At 34.6% G+C, this 21,594-nt stretch carries 18 protein-coding genes and 1 pseudogene; 9 read left to right on the top strand and 10 right to left on the bottom strand.

From position 1 onward, the window contains the following. Nucleotides 1-495: 495 nt before the first annotated feature. The 3 genes from ACP6PK_RS09490 to ACP6PK_RS09480 all read right to left on the bottom strand — a co-directional run bounded on the left by ACP6PK_RS09490 (nucleotide 496) and on the right by ACP6PK_RS09480 (nucleotide 4,323). Nucleotides 496-1,323: an alpha/beta fold hydrolase gene (locus ACP6PK_RS09490; protein WP_426559392.1), complete on the bottom strand. Its 828-nt coding sequence runs from the start codon at nucleotides 1,321-1,323 to the stop codon at nucleotides 496-498. Nucleotides 1,324-2,511: 1,188 nt separating this feature from the next. After that, on the bottom strand, nucleotides 2,512-2,964 hold the full coding sequence (locus ACP6PK_RS09485; protein WP_426559393.1) for an NUDIX domain-containing protein: 453 nt from the start codon (nucleotides 2,962-2,964) through the stop codon (nucleotides 2,512-2,514). A 1,023-nt stretch (nucleotides 2,965-3,987) separates the two neighbouring features. Then, nucleotides 3,988-4,323 carry a ribbon-helix-helix domain-containing protein gene (locus ACP6PK_RS09480; RefSeq protein WP_094672584.1) on the bottom strand — a complete coding sequence of 112 codons (336 nt, stop codon included), beginning with the start codon at nucleotides 4,321-4,323 and terminating at the stop codon, nucleotides 3,988-3,990. Between the two features lie 96 nt (nucleotides 4,324-4,419). Between ACP6PK_RS09480 and ACP6PK_RS09475 the strand changes: the two genes are divergently transcribed. The 3 genes from ACP6PK_RS09475 (at nucleotide 4,420) to ACP6PK_RS09465 (ending at nucleotide 6,280) form a co-directional block, all read left to right on the top strand. Continuing rightward, a complete protein-coding gene (locus tag ACP6PK_RS09475) occupies nucleotides 4,420-4,668 on the top strand; it encodes a hypothetical protein (protein WP_143437749.1) in 249 nt (82 codons plus the stop codon). A gap of 174 nt (nucleotides 4,669-4,842) precedes the next feature. Next, nucleotides 4,843-5,358, top strand: a complete 516-nt coding sequence (locus ACP6PK_RS09470) for an HNH endonuclease (RefSeq protein ID WP_094672585.1) — start codon at nucleotides 4,843-4,845, stop codon at nucleotides 5,356-5,358. Between the two features lie 523 nt (nucleotides 5,359-5,881). Further along, nucleotides 5,882-6,280 carry an alr0857 family protein gene (locus ACP6PK_RS09465; protein ID WP_426559391.1) on the top strand — a complete coding sequence of 133 codons (399 nt, stop codon included), beginning with the start codon at nucleotides 5,882-5,884 and terminating at the stop codon, nucleotides 6,278-6,280. 1,942 nt (nucleotides 6,281-8,222) lie between these two features. On the opposite strand, the gene ACP6PK_RS09460 is transcribed toward ACP6PK_RS09465, so the two are convergent. Then, nucleotides 8,223-9,425 carry a HEAT repeat domain-containing protein gene (locus tag ACP6PK_RS09460; RefSeq protein ID WP_426559390.1) on the bottom strand — a complete coding sequence of 401 codons (1,203 nt, stop codon included), beginning with the start codon at nucleotides 9,423-9,425 and terminating at the stop codon, nucleotides 8,223-8,225. A 926-nt stretch (nucleotides 9,426-10,351) separates the two neighbouring features. Between ACP6PK_RS09460 and ACP6PK_RS09455 the strand changes: the two genes are divergently transcribed. Both ACP6PK_RS09455 and ACP6PK_RS09450 read left to right on the top strand, forming a co-directional pair. Then, on the top strand, nucleotides 10,352-12,349 hold the full coding sequence (locus ACP6PK_RS09455; RefSeq protein ID WP_426559389.1) for a WD40 domain-containing protein: 1,998 nt from the start codon (nucleotides 10,352-10,354) through the stop codon (nucleotides 12,347-12,349). 505 nt (nucleotides 12,350-12,854) lie between these two features. Further along, a complete protein-coding gene (locus ACP6PK_RS09450; RefSeq protein WP_094676690.1) occupies nucleotides 12,855-13,619 on the top strand; it encodes a Uma2 family endonuclease in 765 nt (254 codons plus the stop codon). Nucleotides 13,620-13,836: 217 nt separating this feature from the next. Here the strand turns inward: ACP6PK_RS09450 and ACP6PK_RS09445 are convergent, their stop codons facing one another. The 3 genes from ACP6PK_RS09445 to petL all read right to left on the bottom strand — a co-directional run bounded on the left by ACP6PK_RS09445 (nucleotide 13,837) and on the right by petL (nucleotide 15,458). Continuing rightward, a complete protein-coding gene (locus tag ACP6PK_RS09445; RefSeq protein WP_246844494.1) occupies nucleotides 13,837-14,139 on the bottom strand; it encodes a DUF1810 domain-containing protein in 303 nt (100 codons plus the stop codon). Nucleotides 14,140-14,895: 756 nt separating this feature from the next. Beyond that, nucleotides 14,896-15,018 carry a DUF29 family protein gene (locus tag ACP6PK_RS09440; protein ID WP_371357583.1) on the bottom strand — a complete coding sequence of 41 codons (123 nt, stop codon included), beginning with the start codon at nucleotides 15,016-15,018 and terminating at the stop codon, nucleotides 14,896-14,898. 338 nt (nucleotides 15,019-15,356) lie between these two features. Next, complete coding sequence (gene petL, locus ACP6PK_RS09435; protein WP_094676688.1) at nucleotides 15,357-15,458, bottom strand: cytochrome b6-f complex subunit PetL; 102 nt, start codon at nucleotides 15,456-15,458, stop codon at nucleotides 15,357-15,359. Nucleotides 15,459-15,541: 83 nt separating this feature from the next. Here petL and aroB point away from each other — a divergent pair, with 83 nt between their 5' ends. The 4 genes and pseudogenes from aroB (at nucleotide 15,542) to ACP6PK_RS09415 (ending at nucleotide 17,967) form a co-directional block, all read left to right on the top strand. After that, nucleotides 15,542-16,633: a 3-dehydroquinate synthase gene (aroB, locus tag ACP6PK_RS09430; protein WP_426559388.1), complete on the top strand. Its 1,092-nt coding sequence runs from the start codon at nucleotides 15,542-15,544 to the stop codon at nucleotides 16,631-16,633. A 275-nt stretch (nucleotides 16,634-16,908) separates the two neighbouring features. Next, complete coding sequence (locus ACP6PK_RS09425) at nucleotides 16,909-17,199, top strand: KilA-N domain-containing protein (RefSeq protein WP_426559387.1); 291 nt, start codon at nucleotides 16,909-16,911, stop codon at nucleotides 17,197-17,199. Nucleotides 17,200-17,390: 191 nt separating this feature from the next. Continuing rightward, nucleotides 17,391-17,594: pseudogene (locus ACP6PK_RS09420) on the top strand (KilA-N domain-containing protein); the annotation flags it as partial. A 7-nt stretch (nucleotides 17,595-17,601) separates the two neighbouring features. After that, nucleotides 17,602-17,967 carry a BstA C-terminal domain-containing protein gene (locus ACP6PK_RS09415; protein ID WP_472846373.1) on the top strand — a complete coding sequence of 122 codons (366 nt, stop codon included), beginning with the start codon at nucleotides 17,602-17,604 and terminating at the stop codon, nucleotides 17,965-17,967. Between the two features lie 100 nt (nucleotides 17,968-18,067). Here ACP6PK_RS09415 and ACP6PK_RS09410 read toward each other — a convergent pair whose 3' ends face one another. The 3 genes from ACP6PK_RS09410 to ACP6PK_RS09400 all read right to left on the bottom strand — a co-directional run bounded on the left by ACP6PK_RS09410 (nucleotide 18,068) and on the right by ACP6PK_RS09400 (nucleotide 20,822). Next, nucleotides 18,068-18,316 (bottom strand): element excision factor XisI family protein, encoded by a 249-nt coding sequence (locus ACP6PK_RS09410; protein WP_256386662.1) that lies wholly within the window; start codon nucleotides 18,314-18,316, stop codon nucleotides 18,068-18,070. Between the two features lie 137 nt (nucleotides 18,317-18,453). Further along, entirely contained in the window at nucleotides 18,454-18,573 is a 120-nt protein-coding gene (locus tag ACP6PK_RS09405; protein WP_143438339.1) for an element excision factor XisH family protein, read from the bottom strand. Nucleotides 18,574-18,974: 401 nt separating this feature from the next. Next, nucleotides 18,975-20,822 carry an ABC-ATPase domain-containing protein gene (locus ACP6PK_RS09400; protein WP_426559385.1) on the bottom strand — a complete coding sequence of 616 codons (1,848 nt, stop codon included), beginning with the start codon at nucleotides 20,820-20,822 and terminating at the stop codon, nucleotides 18,975-18,977. Nucleotides 20,823-21,594: the final 772 nt, after the last annotated feature.

The following is a 21,594-nucleotide window of genomic DNA, read 5'->3' as shown; positions in this document are numbered from 1 at the left end:
TCCCTACTCCCTACTCCCTACTCCCTACTCCCTACTCCCTACTCCCTACTCCCTACTCCCTAAAACCAAGGAATTTTGTACCTCACTCTTTTTGGGAATTGCTATAGTCAAAATAATTGACACTAAATGTACCTTTGACTAAAAGGAGATATTCACTCTAATAAATGATATTTAAACTATTCATTCTTACTCCTAAATCCTAAAAAATTTCCTAGCTATTGGTAGCAAAAATTTATCAAACTGGTATAACAGACTGAATATATCAGTAAATCTAAAAAAAGAAATAGGTAGGGATTAGCAAGTAGGGGACAGATAAGAAGAAACAACTATTTTTAACCACAAAGTCATCTGGAAATATTAACTAAAATATAGCTAGTTTTCAAACAGTAAAAACTTTTTATATTAGCTATAAATCTAAATTCATTCCATAGCTTCAAGCTTTAATATTTTCTTGAAAAAAACTCTCTAATTTTAAAAACTTACCTATTTAAACAACTATGATAAATTAGATTCGTTTCTCAAAAAAGCCAGAATTTTATTTACTACGATATCTGGCATTTTTTTAGGTAAGTTATCCTCCCCAGAATTAATTAAATAAAGTTTACCCATTGGTAATAAATCAGCATAGTATTTACTCATAGAAAGAGCAATATCTGTATCTTTATAACCTTGTAAAATAAACGTTACGACTTTTAAAGAAGCCAAATTTTCTGCTAATAATTCAGCTTTTATTTCTGCCCACCTACGTCTAAATAAAATTATATTTCCTGTGGAATCAAGCAGTAATTTCTGTCTAATTTGTAGTAAGTATTTGACCTTTCTCTCAACTCCTAATAACCTAGCCAAAGGATATATTAATCGCAAAATAAAACACAAAAAAGAAGCTCTTGGAGCTAACCAACCAGAAAATTGCCAACGTACTTTTACATCAGGAATATCAATTCCTTCAGGAGATAATAAAATTAAACCCAATAATTTATCTGAATACTTAAGAGCATAACTAGCAGCTATCCAACCTCCGAGAGAGTCACCGACTAAATATATCTTTTCTAAGTTTAAAGCAGCTATATATTCATTCAAAGATTCTACCATTTGACTAATTGAGTAATGAGTAGAAGAAAATTGCGACTCACTAAATCCAGGTAAATCTGGTGCAAAACAATGATAATCTAGACTCAATCCCTCCATAATTGATAACCACTGACTACTGTCATACCAAGTTCCATGTAGAAAAACTATATTATTTGAACCAGTACCAATTTCACGCCAAAATAATAGCCCACTAGACAACTTGACACGAGAATTAAGCCATAAAAAGTGCATAAATAGTCAAAATTCAAAAGTTAAAAGTTAAAATATAAGAAAAGTTCAGGCTGATGTCTCAAATATCATCATAATCTAAATTTAGATGCACACACAATAGCTTATCAATTTAAAAAAAAGAATCTTATAAAATTTAGTCGATAGGTAAGAGGGAAAATGCAAAATGCAATACTTGCAAAAAGTATTTTTTGCAAGTATTGCTCCTCCATGGTAGTAGTTATACCAATTATCAAAAATTTGCTATATTTGAGGGCTTTATATGTTGGCAAAATTCAAGATGATAAGCGTAATATAACTTTTGATAATTGATATTCTACTGTTTATCAATAGACATCTCCAAAAATCAAAAGTAAAATCAATTATTATCCATAAATTCTCAATTATTTCTCCCTATTCCCTATTCCCTCTTTTCTGGAGATGTCTAATGATTAATGCTTGATTTCATAACTAATTTATACTTTAATTTTGTTTCCAAACCTCGCCTACAACTAACACCTAAAAAAAGTTTTAGGTGTTATACGATGCCTGAAAAAAGAATGTTACGCACAATAAGGCGAATTAAAATACTTTACATTTAGTTTCCCTTTGAGTAAACAGAAAATATCAATGGTAATAAATGGTATTTAAACTATTCATTCTGACTCAGATACTCCTAAAAAAACAGCCTAACTATTTGTAGCAAAAATTTATCACGCTTGGTATTATACCATGGATGAAAAAATAATTTCATTGATTGATAATTGATCGTAAATAATGGATAATTACCTCATGTAAAACCGTAACGGAATTGAATATAAGAAAATATCCTAGCAATTTTTTTCTCTTGAAATAGAAGGCTTTATACCTTTATTTTTTGGTAATGAATAAAAAGAGTCATTGAAAGACTTTACATGAGATGTTCCTTTGACTAAAAACAGAAACTCCACTATAATAAATCGTATTTAAGCTATTCATTCTGACTCGGACACTCTTAGAAATAGCCTAACTATTTATAGCAAATATTTATCACGCTTGGTCTTAGGTATTGGGAAAAGAGGCTCAGTATAAAGTAGTTATCAACTTCAGCATAAATGATTCATAAATGGTAAAATATAAATTTTTTGATTTAACTAATAGATACCTCCAAACAACTTTGTTATCAGGTAAGAGAATAGAATCAATTAATCAATTAATCAATTAGAGAAATGTTTAGTCTAAAATTGTCAAACCACTCAAATAATCCTTTAATTGTCGAGCATAGTCATAACTAAGATTCTGTGGTAAAGATGTAAGTTCAAAAGCTTGAACATGACTAATCTCTAAGGTGTCTTTAGCATCCATATTTCCCCGAACATCAGCTTCCACCAGAATATTAATAGAATGTACTCTTGGGTCTCGATCAGGTGCAGAATATACTCCCACCAATCGACGAATTTTTACTAATTCTAACCCTGTTTCTTCAAATAACTCCCTTTTCGCGGTAGTCAAAACATCTTCGCCCCATTCAACCATACCTCCTGGTAGAGCATATTGATTATTGTCGCGACGACGAACTAAAACTATCCGGCCATCAGGTAAAATAGGGACTACACTAGCACCCGTAAGAGGATGGCGGAATATTAAGCCAAGTACAGTTTGTCCAACTTGCCATAATCTACGCATAGGTTTAGGTATTAAAGCTAAAATAGAAAGCATTTTCAATAATTATTTTTATATCTATAACGAACAAAAACAAAAAAAGATATTCTCAAATTATCACTATACAAAAAAATTCAGTAGGGCTAGGTTGGGCCTGAAATTAATCAGTCTCAACTTAATGAGGAATTCCCTCTAACTTAGGTAGATGACTAGGGGGCATTTCAGTTATCAGTAGCTCCTCCTGTTTGTGCAGTATGACAAACCAAAACCAGGAGGCTGAAAATACCGAAGATTCTTTTTTATTCTCTCTCAACAGGAAGCTTAAAACCAAAATTTTTCGCTCAAGGTAGCTGCATCATAGGCGATCACCTTCCATCCTCCATCACTACCATTTTCATTTTATGAAGCTCCAAAAAAATCCTAGATATTGGTATTGCATTCCTCCTCAGATTCTGATACCATTTATTTATTGGTAGTCGCTCGTATATACGGATGACTTTTTATTCAATCAAAAAAATCAGTAGAAGAAGGTCTTGCGTTAAAGTAATAAATCTTGACCAAAAATCAGATCAACCAGCCCCAATGATATAACCTATGATTAACAAGATAGTCGCATCATAGGCGATCGCCTTCCATCCTCCATCAATACCATTTTCATTTTATGAAGCTCCAAAAAAATCCTAGATATTGGTATTGCATTCCTCTTCACATTCTGATACGATTTATTTAATGTTAGTCGCTCGTATATACACATGACTTTTTATTCAATCCAGAAAAAAATCAATAGGAAAATAGAAGAAAGTTTCAGCAAAAATTAATGAATATCAACCTGAAATCAGATAAACTATTCCAATGAAACAACCCAGTATTTCAGTTGAATAGGTTTGGTAAAGTTAGGAACAAACAGACAAAAAAACTCCCAACCCTTCCATTTTAACTATGTATGATTCAGGTGATGGGCAAACAGACAAATAAATAAAATTGGGCGTCGTCATCTGTTGTACTTCTTAAAATTGTCAATTACCCATCACCAATAGTTAATTGTAGTTAATCTTCCAGACTATCTATACTGAGGGGTACCATATCACCATTAGTCGTAAGTCCTAATAACATCGCTTCACTTGGTCGTATCACCTTGCCAGTAAGTACACATCGTTCCTCTTGTTGAGCTGTTGCAGGTAAACTAGCTCGAATATCCGAATGGGAAAATTGTGGCCGATAATCGCCAGACTTTTGTTGGACATAAGTCCAGAGGATATCTCGAATCAGAGCTTGATAGCCTTTATTATTAGCCAGTTTTTTCAGTCTATCCTTTAACTCCTTTTCTAGACGAATGCTAGTAACTTCCATATCAGTAGTTGAGGTTTTAGGAATTGTGTACATGATTTTTTTCTCCTTGATTTTTACCTAGACATATCTGTAATATTAGTGTAGTATAAAAAAGGTAAGATTTGAAACCCACTTTTTGAGAGCCTTCTTGTGAAATTTTCATTTATCCAAGCCATCGAACAGTCAAAAAGCAACCTATTAAAAGGTTGTGTGACTACTTCATGCTTGAGTTTGGGAAAAATATTATGTGATGGAACAGATTTTGGCATTGATTATGGGGGTTTAGGGCTACTCGAAAAAATTAATTATTTTTTTCAGATTGAACGGCCAAATATCAGGTCAAATCAATTAGGAAGGGGAAGGTACAGACCGAAAATATCTGTACATAACTCAGACTAAAAGGTATAAATATCTTTTTTCTAGCCCCCGCTTCCGAATAAACAGAAGCAGGGGCTGTTAGTTTTAAATAGGATCAGGAAGTAAAGCAATAAAAGTAAATTTTTGAATTTGGACAATTAATTGAGAAACCAGTCGCTATAAAAAATCTAAAATTTTAAATTAGGAGGTAAAGCAGTGACCAGTATGACTCAAGTATTAAACCAATCTGTAGTAGTATTTTCCCAGAATTACCTACCCATGACCCGCGTAAATATCAAGCGGGCGATCGCTCTATTGGTGACTGGTAAAGCTGAACCTCTAGATTTTGATAATGGAAGTGGCTGGCCTGTGCGTTCTCCTAGTTTGGTTTTATATGTACCTGAACAAATTCGCTTAACGATGGCCTCCCAAGAACGAGTGTGGAAAGTTCCTCCTGTCAACCGCAGGGAAGTCTTAAAGCGAGATCATCATCGTTGTCAATATTGCGGTACTACTAAGCGTTTAACCTTAGATCATGTTATTCCTCGCTCGAAAGGTGGTAAGCATAGTTGGGATAATGTAGTTACAGCTTGCGAAAGGTGCAATGCTTTTAAAGGTAATCGTACTCCTACTGAAGCAGGGATGAAATTATTAAATCAACCGAAGACACCAATACATCCGACTATTGCATTTGCTGAACAGTTCTGGCGCGAACGGCAACACGAGGTTTAGAAGTTCCTATTTTTTTGCAGGAGCAGACCGGAAAAGTTGCTCATAAGTTTCGTTAGTTCTAGTGAAGTAACTAGAGCTAAATTTTGATGCCGTCATTTGAGAAGAGAATGGCAAGGAAATTATCCTATAGCAGGGAACAGGGAACAGGGAACAGTTGGAAAAACATTTCCGCTGTCTAAGATTTATTATCAGTCTATGTCCTAAGCAAATTCTTTCTTAGCTATAGATGCCAGATGTTGTAAACAAAACTAATTTCAATAACTGCAAAGAGTTTTGAGTTTTGAGTTATAGATTAATTACTCAATAACATCCGAAGCTCTTCAAATTAAAAAAGCAGTCAGCACTCAGCACTCAGCCATCAGCAGGAGCAAGTTTTTTTAAGGTGAATGAAGGGAATTTTAACCCCTCCTAAACCATTTGGGGATTAACCCAGAGCTGCTAAAAGCTGATAGCTGTTTGCGAAGCATTCCGTTAGGAAATGCTAAAGGCTAACAGCTAGTCAAAAAAGGAGAGACCACCGGGAATGCTAAAGTTAACTTATACTGAATCTGGCTTTTATATGGAGCGTTTGGCTCAATCTCCCGAACAGTTGGTAGCACTGCGGGTAATGTTGGCTATGCGAGTTGGTCAAAAAATTATAGTTGAACCAAGTTCCGCAGCTTTTTTGCTACCTGTAAGTTTACCTGAGTTGTCGATGTTGGAGGTAGCTGTCAAAAAGGAGGGTGGGGAAGATATTGCCCTTTGTGTTGCTGATGATGAGTTTGTGGAAGTTAGTTTAGGAGGAAGTTGGATTACGGTAGATCCAGAACAAGAAAATGGAATTTTTATCACTGCCTTGAGCGAGGGGATTGAATTGTTACTTTTTAAGTTGTGGCAAGCGACTGAGGCGAATGCCTCAGTGAGTCAGGAAGCAAGTGATTGATAAAATTGTAAATAGCCAAATATAGAACCCCTGAAGGGATCTATTTAAAATTATAGATTGAGAGTAGGGGAGTAGGGGAGATGGTGAAGCAAGGGGGCTGCTTATTCTATCTTTTTCCTCTATTCTATTTCTCCATCTCCGCCAATTCAGCAATTCTGTTTGCGGAGCATGACAAACGGAAATTCTGACTCTTTTACCAAAAACCCTCGCCTTTGCTAATATTCCAAATGGCTTCTATCAGTTAAGAATGTAGGGAAGTTGCATCGAACTTCCCTACAAGAATTTCAGAAAAAATTGATTTATCATGTCTCCTTGAATACTTAGGGTTTGCTGAAAAAGTATTTTTTAAGGAGTAGGGGAGTACGGGAGTACGGGAGTACGGGAGTAGGGGAGTAGGGGAGTACGGGAGTAGGGGAGTACGGGAGTAGGGGAGTACGGGAGTAGGGGAGTAGGGGAGTAATTTTTTTGCCCAACTCTTACCCAAAATGCTGACTTTTGGAGCAACAAGAGCTGAAAACCAGGTACTTTTTCCATACTTATAGCAGTTTTCATGTTTTTTAGAGTACAGAGATTTGAGTTTAAAGAAAGAAGGAAGAAGGCTCATATTATCTAGGAGAGAAGGAAGAAGTAATGCAAGTCATGAAGTGAAAACCGCTATAAAAAGGCTAAAATCTTTATCTGTAAATGCTTTGAGATTTAATCAGCAAGCCCTACTTATACTTTGGAGGAAGGAAGGCAGAGAGCAGAAGGCACTTATGCTGAAGGGTTTCTTTCAATTGTGACTTAATTTTATACACAAACGATGCTACCGGACATGATATTATTTGCTGGAAATGTCTTTTCTATATTTAAGACTTACGCAAAGAAACCCAGTTGATAGGAGAAATCTTATATTTGAAAAATAGACATCTACCAACATAACCGGGTTTTTCGGTTCGGGTGCGTAAGTCTTGTATTTGTTAAATTGAGCGATCGCTAGCTAAAATATTTACAGCACTTTTGAGGATGGTAAGCTACAGTTGAAGACTAATATCTCTTCCCTATTTACTAAAGTGATAAAACTTTGTACCTCATTAACTCCGAATATCAAGCATTCATTCCAGCAAATAATATGCGCGAAATAAAAAATCTAAATATAGTAAAGTTTTTGCGAGTTGGTATTACGAGTAGTGCCAAAATTTTCTCTTTTTTGTTAGGAATGTGATCGCTAATCATCCAAAAGTAGTTTGAAATTAAAAATTAGACAAGAAGGGCAAAATATAAATTTAACTTATCACATCAGTAATTCAATTTTTTTCTTTTAATCAAACAAGCTCCGATTTTTTCCAAATTATTACAAAATATTTCACGGACTTGCGTTATTTCAGGCATTTGGTATCATATTTTGTACATAAGGTATTGTGCTAATGTTGTGTTTAAAACTAAAAAATTCTGTCTTGAATAAAGCTACAAGCAAGTATTTACGTTAAAATCATCCTGAATATTAAAATTTTTTGCGAAAGTGAATAACCTCAAAACAATAAATTTTATATGAGTATAAGTGCTTAAGTAATTATGGCTATTGACAGATGAATTATTTTAGGGTATAGAAATTGCTTTTCCAGATTGAAATAGAATATTTGAGGAATGCTAAAAAATAATAGAATTGATTTAGAAATCTGAAATTGAAAGTAGTTTCTAGTAAAAAATAATCTTACTTGAGTAGTCAAATACTTGAGATTAGCCAGAATAAATTTTTTGATGAGATTTTTCTAACTTCTTCCTTCTTGGTTAAATTTTTTTCTCAGAGGGATCGCCAATTAAAATATCTCAAGTCAAATTACAAAAGCGATCGTGAAAGATGATAAATCTTAAATCTAGTCTAATGTTTGAATCATACGGTTCAGTATGGCACATTGTATGAACAACTCTACTGCTTGATTGTCGAATTTTCGTCACTCCCTTACTCCCTTCCCCTCGTATGAATTCTATTTAACTGCTCTAAAGCCCATTTTGCTGTTTTTTCAACTTCAGGATCTGGGTCATATTCTGCTTGTTGCAAGAGGTTAGTTATTTGAATAATTAACTCATAAATTCGTGTTAAATCTCGGATAGCATTTTTTCTGACTTCTGCATTATCATTCTGTAGTGATATTGCTAAAGCTCTACTCATTGGTTTTAATGTTCTAGTGCCAATTTCTGAGAGAGTCGCTAAAATTAAACTTTGCTGTTTAGAATCAGAATCTATGAGTAAATTAACTAATGGTTGAACAGCTCTAGAGTCTCCTTTTTGACCAAGCTCCCAAATAGCTTGATGCCGTTTTTTAGGGTCAAAATTTTGCAATTCATTAATTAATTGTTCAACAATATTAACTTGAGGCAAAGGATAATTATTTGGCTGAGTAATATTTTTAGAATCTTGAACGATATAATTTTCGTCAGTTGATTTTGGTAAATTTAGTGGAGTTTCTTTTGGCTCATAATTATTATCTTCTTGGCGATTAATAGGAGAATTACTATCAACTATAGGAAATGTTTCTGCTTCAATTTCTTGATGATCTAATTTGGAGCTATTATAGGAAATTGGTACATAAGTATTTTCCCCTAGTTGCCCTTGTTGTGCAGGAACAAAAGAATCTTCAGTATTGGCCATGGCAGAGTCTTGGGGATATGTTGGCCATTGAGGGGGGTTAAGATTGGGATGGTTAGTTTCTAGATCGGGTGAAGTTGCTTCTGGTATTTGCTCTGGAGAGGATAGGTCTTCTGGATATAAATCTTCTTTAGGTTGATGATCGTCAAACAGCTTAAGTAAAATAAATACTGCTGTACCAGTGACTAGAACAGATATGATACTCAACAGGAATAGTGTTTTTCGCCCTCCTAGAGATTTAATTATGGAACGAACTGGTTTGGGCACATTGGAATCAGAGGAATTTGATTTTTTTTTCTTGGTCTCAGATTCTTTGCCTTTTGAGTCACTATCTTGAGCAAGATACAGAGTAACTGGATAACTTTGATGAGATTGTAGGTTTACTGTTTTTGTAAAGGTACGATTACTGAATTCCCCTGTCCTGGAATTATAAATTATGGCTCTACTGGCAGTTGGAGAAAAGCAGCATAAAGTCAACCATGTAATAATAAAAAAAGTAGATTTGTGGTGGAGCATGATGTTCTCTCAGGAGTTTTCAGAGGCAACTTTTACAGAATGATAGGTCATTAGAGTTTAGTTTCAGGTTCGCTACTATTAGTTAAAAATAGGCAAATCCTGAAAATTTTAGCTACAAAATATAGAAGTTTTAGCTACAAAACTACTACTGTAAATTACATATAATTAGTCATAAATTTAGCACAGAAAAGAAAAGTAAAGTCAAACTTAAAGATTAAAAAATAGTCTGATACCAGGATAAGTTTGAGGTAATGCCAAATTTTCACTTTCCCTGGGTTTGGGTATGGTTCAAACTAGAGGTTCGACTAGAAGTTAACCATCTACATCCTTAGTCGCTACTAAAATCTCTGAAATAATAGTATAAAGATTCTGATTATACTAGGACAGACTCCATAGGAATTCACTTAAATAATATTAAAAATAATTTCACACCGTAGGTTATCAAAATAATCAGTGGAAATAATTATCAATTAAAACTTTGGCTCCTAATAACATGACTGTATTGACTTTTGACTATCCATATTAGACTTTTGCTTAAAGAAATTGTAAAAATGTACCTTAACCATAACACATAATATAGATAAATATTATAGTTAGTTAAGTTTAGCACCACTAATTCATAATTATTAATTATAAAGGGTAAGGAGCATAGTTAGCATGGAATGAGAGAGAAAAGATTTTTTTGTAATAAAAATAGTTGCATAGTAAAAAAATCCACCCAGTTTTATGAACTCTGTCTCGTGCTGTAATTAAGTGCTTATACAAAATTAATTACACATTTCTTATATATCTCCAATCTTATCTATAAATTATCAATTATTTCTCCCTCCATACCTATTCCCTATTCCCCATTTCCTCTTTAAACTAGGAAATTCCTAAAAGCACGACTACTTAGCTATAATCAGAAAAAAGAATTGGTAGTGGTTATGAGCCATTGTATTAATCCTAATTGCTCTCATCCAGAAAATCATAATAACCCTTTATATTGTACAGCTTGTGGCTCAAAATTATTAATAGAAGAGCAATATCAAGTTGTCAAAAAACTTAGCGATAATCATGGGGTAGCTATCTATGAAGTAGAAGTAAAAGGAGAAAAAAACACTGAACTTTTACTTCTAAAAGTATTACATATAGATCGTACTGAATACATTTCTCAATTTCAACAACAAGCGAAGGTATTAGCAGAACTTAATCATCCTGGAGTTCCTCAAGTAAAACCTGGTGGATATTTTACATTTTTGCCGAGAAATAGTAATCAAAAATTACACTGTTTAGGGATAGAAAAAATTCCTGGAGAAAACCTACATACTTGGTTAGGAAAAAACAATTCACCTCTGAGTCAAGAATTAGCTCTCGAATGGTTGACTCAACTCATAGAAATCTTAGACTTATTACATAAAAAACAATTTTTCTATCAAAATATTCAACCAAGTAATATTATTCTTCGCCCCAATGGGCAATTAACATTAACTAATTTTTCTCTAGAATTACAGTCAGCAGAATCAGATTTTCTTGCACTAGGATATACCTTTATTTACTTATTGACTGGTCAGCTCCTATCTACATTCTTAAATTCTGATACTAATACATTAAACTGGCGAAGCCAACTTTCTAATATATCTCCAAAATTAGCAGATTTTATTGATTACTTAATCTCACAAAAACAGCAAAAAAATACTCAGATACTCTTACAAAGATTAGCAAGATTAAAAGATGATTTATCTCAACCATTAATTTCCCAAAAATATTATCCAGTTAAGAGAAAGTTATTATTAGGTACTGCGATTTTAGTTCTGGGATTAGGTGCTACTCAAATTTTTAGTCATTTCCAACAGAGATTAAATCCTGGAGTAATTTATCCAGAAAATCAGCCAAGGCAAATTCAATATGACAAACTAGAGAAATTTTTATCTCAAAATAAAGGAAAATTTCTAGTAGGAGGAATAATTTTAATCCTCACTATAGGAGGCAGTCATTTTGTTGGTTATTTTCGGATTCATCCCAAATATTTAAGGTTAAGTTTGCCGAATGGAGTTTCCTTAGAAGGAACTTTGAGTACAGATTCAGAAAGAGTTTATTCTGTAGTTATTAGTCAAGATGGGCAAATTTTAGCTTGTGGTAATGGTAATGGTACTATTCAAATTTGGCATCTGGAAATAGGAGAAGAATTAGATATAGAAGAATTAGGCATAATTGAAGGTCATACTAATGATGTAGTGGCGATCGCTATTAGCAAAGATGGAAATATATTAGCTAGTGGAAGTTACGACGGTACGATTAAAATTTGGGATTTAGAAACAGATACAGAACTAACTTTGCAGAGTCATTTTCTGCGAGTTACTTCTATTGCAATTAGTCCTGATGGAGAAAAATTAGTGAGTGGTAGTAGCGATGATTCTATTAAGATTTGGCATATACCTACAGGGAAAATGCTGCATACTTTCCGGGGTCATTATGACAGTATTTATGCAGTTAATATTAGTCAGGATGGAAAAATTTTAGTTACAGGTAGCCACAATAATATTAAAACTTGGAATCTAGAAACAGGCACAGAAATTTATACATTAGTCGGTCATCACGGCAGAATTTTATCTGTTACTGTTAGTCCTGATGGAAACAAAATAGCTAGTGGTAGTAGCGATAAAACTATTAAAATTTGGCAGTTAGAAACAGGGAAGCTTTTACGCACTTTAAGGGGTCATGCTAATGAGGTAAATTCTGTAGTTATTAGTCCGGATAATCAAACTTTAGTTAGTGCAAGTAACGACCATACTATTAAAATTTGGCATCTAGAAACAGGGAAACTTTTACGAACTATTAGAGGGCATACTCGGTGGGTTAGTTCCGTTACATTTAGTCCTGATGGAAAAATTTTAGCTAGTGCTAGTTTCGATCAAAGTATTAAACTTTGGAAATTGGGATGAGTATCAGTTATTAGTTATAAGTTATATCATTTCCGGTTGAATAGTTATCATTAAAGCTTGTAGAATTGCTCTAACCCGAATAATAGATATGGCTAGATCAATTCTGCAAATAACATTTTTTTATAACTCATTATTCGGAGATAATATTATTGGTTAAAACTGTGTAGTCTATTCTGAAAAAAATAAAACTTTCGTTCCTAATTTTCTGTCTCCCGTCAAATTCTATTTATGCTACTATTAAGTATATTAGACCTCTTGCAAAAGTTTTAATTAAAGAGATAAAATCAACAATTTTTACCGAAAAATTCAGGTATAAAGCCTCTCCATTTATGGAGAAACAAGAAAAAAATCCTTTTTGTCAATCCTCTTCTTTATAAGAAGAGGTAATTATTAATTATTAATTATTAATTATTAATTGTTGAACCCCTATTCCCTGACTTCTGCAAGAAGTCTATTAAAATCCAGTAGCAGTTACTTACAAAGACAAAAAAATCAGGTAACTAAAATGGCATTCATAGAAGAAACAGAAATTATTTATCCAGAAAGTGACGGTTTACCCTTGGCAGACAATACTATTCAATTCCGTTTTATTACTACTATTGTGGGAGGTATTGCTGGTATCTATAAAGATAACCCCAATGTTTTTATTGCTGGAGACTTATTTTGGTATCCCAAAGAAAGACAACCTTGGGTTAAACAAGCTCCCGATGCTATGGTAGTTTTTGGTCGCCCTCAAGGAGATAGGGGTTCTTATAAACAGTGGGAAGAAGAAAATATTCCTCCTCAAGTAGTATTTGAAATTGCCTCTCCTAGCAACACTATTAATGAGTTGGAAGTGACAAAATTAGAGTTTTATTCTGAATATGGAGTCGAAGAATATTATGTTTACTATCCAGAAAATGGGAGATTAAAAGGATGGTGGCGTCAAGGAGAAGAGATGATTGAAATAGAAGAAATGGAGGGTTGGGTAAGTCCGCGAATAGGAATTAGTTTTGAAAAGGAAGGTAAAGAATTAGAAATTTATCGACCAGATGGGGAACGTTTTGGCACTTATGTAGAAATTCTCGAGGAGAAAGAACAAGAAAGAAAAAATGCTCAACGGGAAGCAACTGCACGTCAACAAATTGAACGAGAAAGAGATTTAATTATTCAACAGCAGCAAGAAGCTATTCCTCGTTTATTGAGTATGGGTTTAACTGCTGAACAAGTTTCAAATGCTCTTTCCTTACCTTTAGAAGTAGTGCAAAAGTTTATAGATACGGACGTTTAGTTGATCAAAAATTGTATTACCAGAACTTAGGTAGATAAACTTAGAAACCCTGTTTCTTTGTTTACAGCACTTTTGAGGATAGTGAGGTAAAGTTGAGGATTAATCTTTCTCTCCCATCTATAATAAAAAGATAAAACTTTGTACCTCACTAACTCCAAAACTTCTCTAATTCTAATTTGACTCCTGATAACCTCCATAGTGTGGTTTAAATATGGAGCTAGCAAAGTAATAGATTGAGAGTTTTTACATCTTTTTCTCCCTCAAAATACTTATCAATAATACGAGCAAATATCGAATTAGGTTTTGCTATATGAGCAAACAATGTCATAGACGATTTTAGCTTCAAATCATCAGGAAAACCAAAGATTTCTGAAATGGATTTTTCTTCAACAGCAATAACAATTTCTGTACATTCTAAAAGCCTTTTGCCAAGGACAGGATGATTTAGATATTGTCGAGCTTCTTCTATACTTTTTATAGCATAGTGCTTTGATGTTGCACTTTTTCCTAATCCATCTATTTGAGGAAAGATGTACCATATCCAATGGAGTTTGCTTTTTGCCGTTTATTAGCTCTTTTATAACAGTTTTATAGATTTTATCTTGAGCTATGATAAAACGATTTAAGTTATAGGGGTCTTGATTAGTTGTCATATTATTTGCTTCAATAATTATTTGCAAAAAAAGATATGAAATAATTTTATAAAATTATTGTAGCGTCAAAAACATTTGGCAATCTATAGGTATATTTTATCTTGATGAAGTACACCTTTTGCAGGTAATATTCTCGCACTACAGACACTTGAAATATGCTATAGCAATCCTCCGCATATTCGTGGCAAAAATCTTACTGCTTTTTAGGTATGGAGGGAACAGGGAATAGGTGGGAGTTTCAACTTTTTAATTTCTCACAACCTATGGGCATATTTCTATATATGAAATCTTATTTTTACTCTTAAATTTAATTACTATGGCAGCCAATCTTCATCTAATATCCGTTCGAGAATATAGGGATTAATTTCAGGTAATTGAAGTTGTGATTTAATCTCAGCAATTTTTCTGACTTTAAGGTAAAGATAATTAATTCGTTCACCTCAATAATTTCGTAAATTTCTTGTGAGTCTTAATTTCAACAGAGTCCGAAAATTCAAAATTTCTCCACGCCAATGCCTAGAATTATTAGCTCTTTCTTATGACCAATATTGATAAAGTAGCAAATGTTGAATAATTAAAGTTACGCAACTTTTAAAAGCACTTTTTTCACTTCTACCCAATGCTTATAACTCTACAATTAAGTTCTCATAATCTAGGTTTTCCAATTTATGATTATTTAGTATATTTATAGTTTTTTCTAACCACTGCAAATAATCTACCTCATATAGTAATTTTAGATCAGTAATTTGATTAGGTATATTTCGTGTTTATATTCTAACCAAAAAATAAGGTCAATGACTTCCCATTTTAAGGATCAGCTATGACAAATCTGAAAATACTAGGAAAATTTGTAGAACGTGAAGGACCTTTCTTTGATGAACATTCTAGTGTTTCACCTAGCCAGTGGTTGCGATCGCACCCAAGGCATTACCAAACTTGCAATAATTGTAGGAGCGATAGAGATTAAAATACCAAACTTAAGTATTTTCATTTGTTATTCTGTTTTTTTTAAAGTCCAGCTAAACAAAATTTTTCCCCCCGTCAAACTATCAAAATAAAGTCTAACGGGAGAAATTCTACAATTCTAGATTAACTTAACAACACGCAAGCCAAACATTAAAACTGTAGCTACACCTAAAAAAGCAACAAATAAAACAAAAAAAGCAATAATTCCTTCAACAGTCATTAACTTTTCTCCAAAACGGCAAATAAAACTATAAAATTAAGTCTAATATTTATTGTTAAAAATAGCAAAGTCCTAAACTACTCATGGCATCAATAACCGTTCAACTTCCCCAAAAATCCTATGAGATAACAATCGCTCCTGGCAACCTTGACCAACTTGGCCCAAAGATGCAACCCCTTAACCTGGGCAAAAAAGTCTTGCTAGTTTCTAACCCAGAAATATTTGCTCATTATGGGGAAAGAGCGATCGCCTCACTCCAACAAGTAGGTTTTGATGTCTCTCACTGCATTCTCCCCGCAGGAGAAGAATATAAAACTCCCCAAACTCTTCACAATATTTATGATGCAGCTTTAGCACACCGTCTGGAACGCTCTTCAACAATGGTTGCTCTTGGTGGTGGAGTAGTTGGAGATATGACTGGGTTTGCTGCTGCAACTTGGTTGCGGGGTTTAAATGTGGTGCAAGTTCCTACTTCTCTACTGGCAATGGTGGATGCTGCTATTGGTGGAAAAACGGGAGTTAATCATCCTCAAGGAAAAAATCTTATCGGTGCTTTTCATCAACCACGGTTAGTATTAATTGACCCAGAGGTGCTGAAGACTTTACCCGTGCGAGAATTTCGGGGGGGAATGGCAGAAGTAATTAAATATGGAGTAATTTGGGATGCAGAATTATTTGTTCAGATGGAGAATAGTCAGGGTCTTGATGAAATTAATAATTTAACACCAGGGTTATTAGAGGAAATTTTGATTAGGTCTTGCCAAAGTAAGGCAGATGTGGTAGCAAAAGATGAGAAAGAGTCGGGGTTAAGAGCAATTTTGAATTACGGTCATACTGTTGGTCATGCTGTGGAAAGTTTGACTGGTTATACTGTGGTGACTCATGGGGAGGCGGTAGGTATTGGGATGGTTGCTGCGAGTCGGTTAGCGGTAGAGTCAGGAATGTGGGATGAAGAGAGCGATCGCCGTCAGTTAGCTTTGATAGAAAAAGCTAGTTTACCGACAAAGTTACCGAGTGGGTTAGATATTGAGGAGATTTTGGTTTCTTTACAGACGGATAAAAAGGTAAAAGCAGGTAAAGTGAGGTTTGTCTTACCGACTGGAGTAGGAGTAGTAACAGTGACAGATAAGGTAAGTGCAGATGTGTTGAGGGAAGTATTGGCAAGAATAAGCTAAAAAATATGGCATTAGTAAATGGGTAATGCTGTTGTCTTAAATATCTATGAAAAAACTATAGTTATAGAGTTCACAAATATTGAAGAACATTACCTAATCACCAACCCCAAAAATCTAGTCAAAATTCATAGTATTTTACAACAAAAATTTATTCTGTGATTTAGTGGTTGACGAACTTTTTAGTTCGGAAAATGCCACTCAATTTGTTTTATATTTCTTATAACAAAATGCTACTTTTTAAATTGAATAAATTATTGAAAAAGAAATAAATTAGAATGGACTACATTGAATACCCTTTTGGTGAATTAGTAGTTACTCAGCGCAATTCTGATGGCTATATTAATGCAACTAAATTAGCGAGAGCATATACAAGTAAAACAGGAAAGTATAGAAACCCCAATAGCTGGTTTGAAAAGGATAGAACAAATGAATATGTAGAGCTTTTATCCGATAAAACAAAACTTGAGGTTTATCAGCTTGTGGAAAAAAAAGGAGAAGGTCATTTCAGTTATCAGTTATCAGTTATCAGTGAACCTCCGACTAAATTCGGAGGCTTGAAATACTGAGTTAAATATTTTTTCATCCCCTATCCAAGGGGAGGCGCATGCCCTCATTTTTTGTTCAAGAATTGAGAATTGAGAATTGAGAATTGAGAATTACCTCTTCTTATAAAAAAGAGGATTGGCTAAAATGATTCTTTTTCTTTTTTATCCATGAATGGAGAGGCTTTATACCTTAATTTTTTGGTAAAAATCAAGAAGTTTGGATTCATCCTAAACTTGCTGTTTCTTTTGCGATGTGGCTCTCGCCTGAATTTGAAATGATGGTGTCTGAGTGGGTTGAGCAATGGCTTTTCACAGGTCAAAAACCTGCTACTCAAGAACCTATAAATTTGCACCCTTACCAACGTGTTTGGTACGAACGCTTAAAGTTATTTGAACAGAAAACTGAACTGAAATAAATGGTGTATCTTTGAAGAAATTGGTAAATTAATGAGGAATTTGGAATCTAAAAATGTTCCTTTACATGATAGAGCAACTATTGATATTTCAGTGGGTAAAACTTGGTGTAACTGGTTAAGAGAGAATGGATATAAAACAGATTTTGAACAGTATATTCACCATTATCCAGATACAAGAGGTGAACAGCTTGCTAATATTTATCCCTATAAATTATTGGGAGAATTTCATCAGTGGTTAGAAGAAACTTATATCCCAGAAAAATTTCCTGAATATGTCAGAAAACTTGTTACTCCACAAGAATGCAAATTAATTTCACAAGCTATTGGTTATGAAATCAAACCAGTTTTCAAAAGATTTAAAGCAGAGGTTTAGTCTCACAAATAGAGGGGAGTATTAGCAAGGATGGGTTAATTCAGTTATTAGTAATGACTTGCGAAAAGTGTAGAGGTTTGGAGACCAAACCCCTACGATGTTAATAAACAGCGAAATCATTAATATTGCGTCGCTCAGGTGTTTTGTAGGCAAGTACAATTTGCTTATGAGATATACCTAAATTAACAATTTCATTAGCAATACCCTCTTCTGTACAATCTTTTCGTCTCCAAATTTTTTCCTTGATAATGTCGAGATGGATTAAAGTTCTATAAATTCGTCTACTACTTTGCCAACCTATTTCTATCAGTAAGTAATGATTATGAATTTCATCTATGATTAATTTAATTTGAGTTTCTGGATCATTCCCAATATATTAGATATAGTCTTGTAAGACTTTGAGAATTGCTTGCTTTAGTTCAATATTTAGGATATTGATTTGACAATTACCTCTTGAGTGGGATTAAAGCTCAAAAGACGTAATATTCAATCTTCTATTAATACTATTCCAGCCTCTTCTTCAAAAACTGATTGACGTACTTCTTCTGGAATAGCTAAATATAATTTTCGTTCAGGTTCGTAACGATTTAAAAGATATTCATACAATACGAATTAATCAAGAGCTTGTTATAAATTCTTCTCAAAAGCGCTGTAAAGTCATTGCCACTGCAACAGAGTGGAAGAAAGCAATCTCACGTCACCCCTGAGATTGCTTCTTAACCCAAAACTCAGTCATTTCAGTTCGCCTCCTCCGGAGGAACTGTGTTAACAGTTATCAGTACCTCCACCGAATAGGAAGGCTTGAAATACTCAAGTTGATTTTTTCATTCCCTTAGGACTTACACAAAGACCATCTATGTAGTGTTCAAAACTATAACGTTATAGTTTTTTAACTCTATATATAGTACCTTTGCGTAAGTCCTGTCCCTATTAGGGGAGGCTATTGACCTGATTTTCTGCTCAGAAATTACTTTTGAACTTTGAATTTTGACCTGCACCTAACACTATTATTTAACTGCCAAAGTTCGCAGACGATTTATTGCTGCAACCAACTCAAACCGTCGGAAGAAAGCTAAATCTCCTTGTGGAAAAGGAACTAAAACATCCAAACTCTTAGATTCAATATCTGCCATAACAGCATCAATAATTTCTAATAAAGTCCGATTACCATCCATATATTGTTTTTTAGCATAAACCATAGCGGCACCAATTGCCCTTAGTTGGTCTTTACTTACCAATTGCTCCACAGCAGAAAGGTCAACATCTTCATTCCCAAATACTACCTCGTCAACATCTCGCACTTTTAAACGCACATCTCGTCGCCCCCGACTGGGGTCTAAACTTGCTGGTAGTGGTATTCGCGCTCGAATTTCACCAAATTTTTCACCGCCTTCAGCAGTACGACCAGTGGTGTATTTTTCAGCGATCTCCTTAGCTTTCTCCGTAACTTCTTGTACTTGGAAATTTTCCATCGCAATAACTTTATCTGCTGCCTCAAAGTAGTCACCACTACCACCCATAACTAAAATAGTTGAGACTTGATAATCAGTATATAACTGTCGTACCTTATCAATAAAAGGGGTAATTGGTTCCTGTTCCTTAGTAATAAGTTCTTGCATTCGGCGATCGCGAATCATAAAATTAGTAGCTGCTGTATCCTCATCCACTAATAACACAGGAGGAGTAGAAGTCGTTGCAGTTTCTGTAGTTTCAGTTTCTTCAGACTTACTATTATTTCCTAAACCCGCCTCCAAAGCTTCCATAATATTTGCAGCTTGGGATGTACTACCACTAGCATTTTCAGTAGTAAACTGAGTAGTCGAACGACCTTGAGGCAACTGATTAATAAAAGGAGAAATATCTACACCAGCAACACTACGACCATCCTCCGCTCTAATTTTAATTGCTGTCGCATCTGTCACCACAAATTCACGTCCATCACCAGGAACATGATTATAAACCCCTCTTTCAATTGCTTTCAGCAGAGTGGACTTACCATGATAACCACCACCAACAATTAATGTCACCCCTTGAGGAATTCCCATACCAGAAATTTTACCTTGATTGGGACATTCAAACTCTACTTCTAGAGAAGAGGGAGACTTAAATGGTACTACTTCATCAGAAGATAAAGGGCGATCGTCAACCCCACTCCGACGGGGTAAAATTGCCCCATTAGCCACAAAAGCCACTAAATTTTTTTCTGGCAACTGTTTCCGTAACCAATCTGTATCTTCTACAGTTTCTACATGACGGCGACAAGCATCAGCATCTAATTGTTCATACTTTAGACTCCGGTGAACAATATAGGGGATATCATCACAAAGCATCTCTGCCGCTTGCCTACCTAAAATCCGACGGCCACCAGCAGGTAATCCTACTACTAATCGGACTTCTACACCCTTTTGATTGCCTAATTTTATTGGTTTTGCCCTTTGTAAAGCTGGGTTTTCACCAGGAGCAGGTTTGGGAGCCGGGGGGGCAATCTTAACTAGGTATACTGATGTTCGTTCTAGAACTTCCTGCCCCATTTTCGTAATAGCTATCATCCCACTTTTGCCAGTCCCACGACGTCCACTAACTTCGTAGGCCAGTCTGTCAAATTTGCGAGTCAGGAAATCTCGTAAGGCCATTTCCCGAATAGGATTGTTATAAAGTTCTGGAGGAAAGCCAGCAACTGTATAAGGCACCTGTACCCGAAGCTTACTAGGGGCGGCAAAGGGGTCTCCCTGAACATAGTCAATTATTAGGGTAAAGTCAGGAAATTCGTAACTACCTTGAATGTCTCTGTAGGCTTTGTAGTTACCGTTGTCTAAGTCTAAGAGTTTCCGCCTGAGAGTTTGTTGATTAGTCATTTTTCAGGTGCCAGATGTCTTTTCAGTTATCAGTTATCAGTTATCAGTTATCAGTTATCAGTTCCTCTGGCTGTTTGCGCAGCATTCGGCAGGAAAGTCAAAGGCTTGAAATACTGAAGTTTATTTTTTTCATCCCCCTCAAAGGGACAGGAGACCTTATGTTTTAGTCACTATAAGATTTCGTAATTTAGATTTTGTATTTGATGATCTATCTTCATAGTCAGTGCCTATAGGAATAGAGAATATTTTATAGATTAGAGCATATCTTTAAATCAGTAACCAAGAACCTTACACTAAAATTTGTAATTCTGGTCTAATGATAACCATTATTTTCAAGATAGTATGAGTTAATCCAAATCTATAAATATACTTTTGCAGGAGTATAATGTCAAGCCTAAGAATAGCAAAAAAAGATAGGAAAAATTTTACTACTGAGTTTTATCAGAAGATTTCGTTTAATTTTGTCATACTGAAAGTCAAATAACTAAATTTGGTATCATATCAAATTCGGTAGCATCGGTGTTATTCAGTATTCAAAGATCCGAGTCTATATGTTAGGGGCGAATGGCCATTCGCCCTTACCCATTGTATGACGATCTACGGAATTATATAGCGCTAGGGAATAGGGAATAGGGAATAGGGAACAGGGAACAGTAGACTGTTAAGGGGTTTTAGAATTTATAAATGTCCTTGCCCTGAATGCGTAGTGCTATATTACTCGGAAGCCAACGGATTTGAGATCGGATAAACAACCAGTCCAAATAGCTAAATT

Source organism: Dapis hubbardiae BLCC-M172, from assembly GCF_050016015.1.
Lineage (GTDB): Bacteria > Cyanobacteriota > Cyanobacteriia > Cyanobacteriales > Microcoleaceae > Trichodesmium.
Note: the sequence above shows the minus strand (reverse complement) of the source record. Positions and strands in the feature narration are given on the sequence as shown.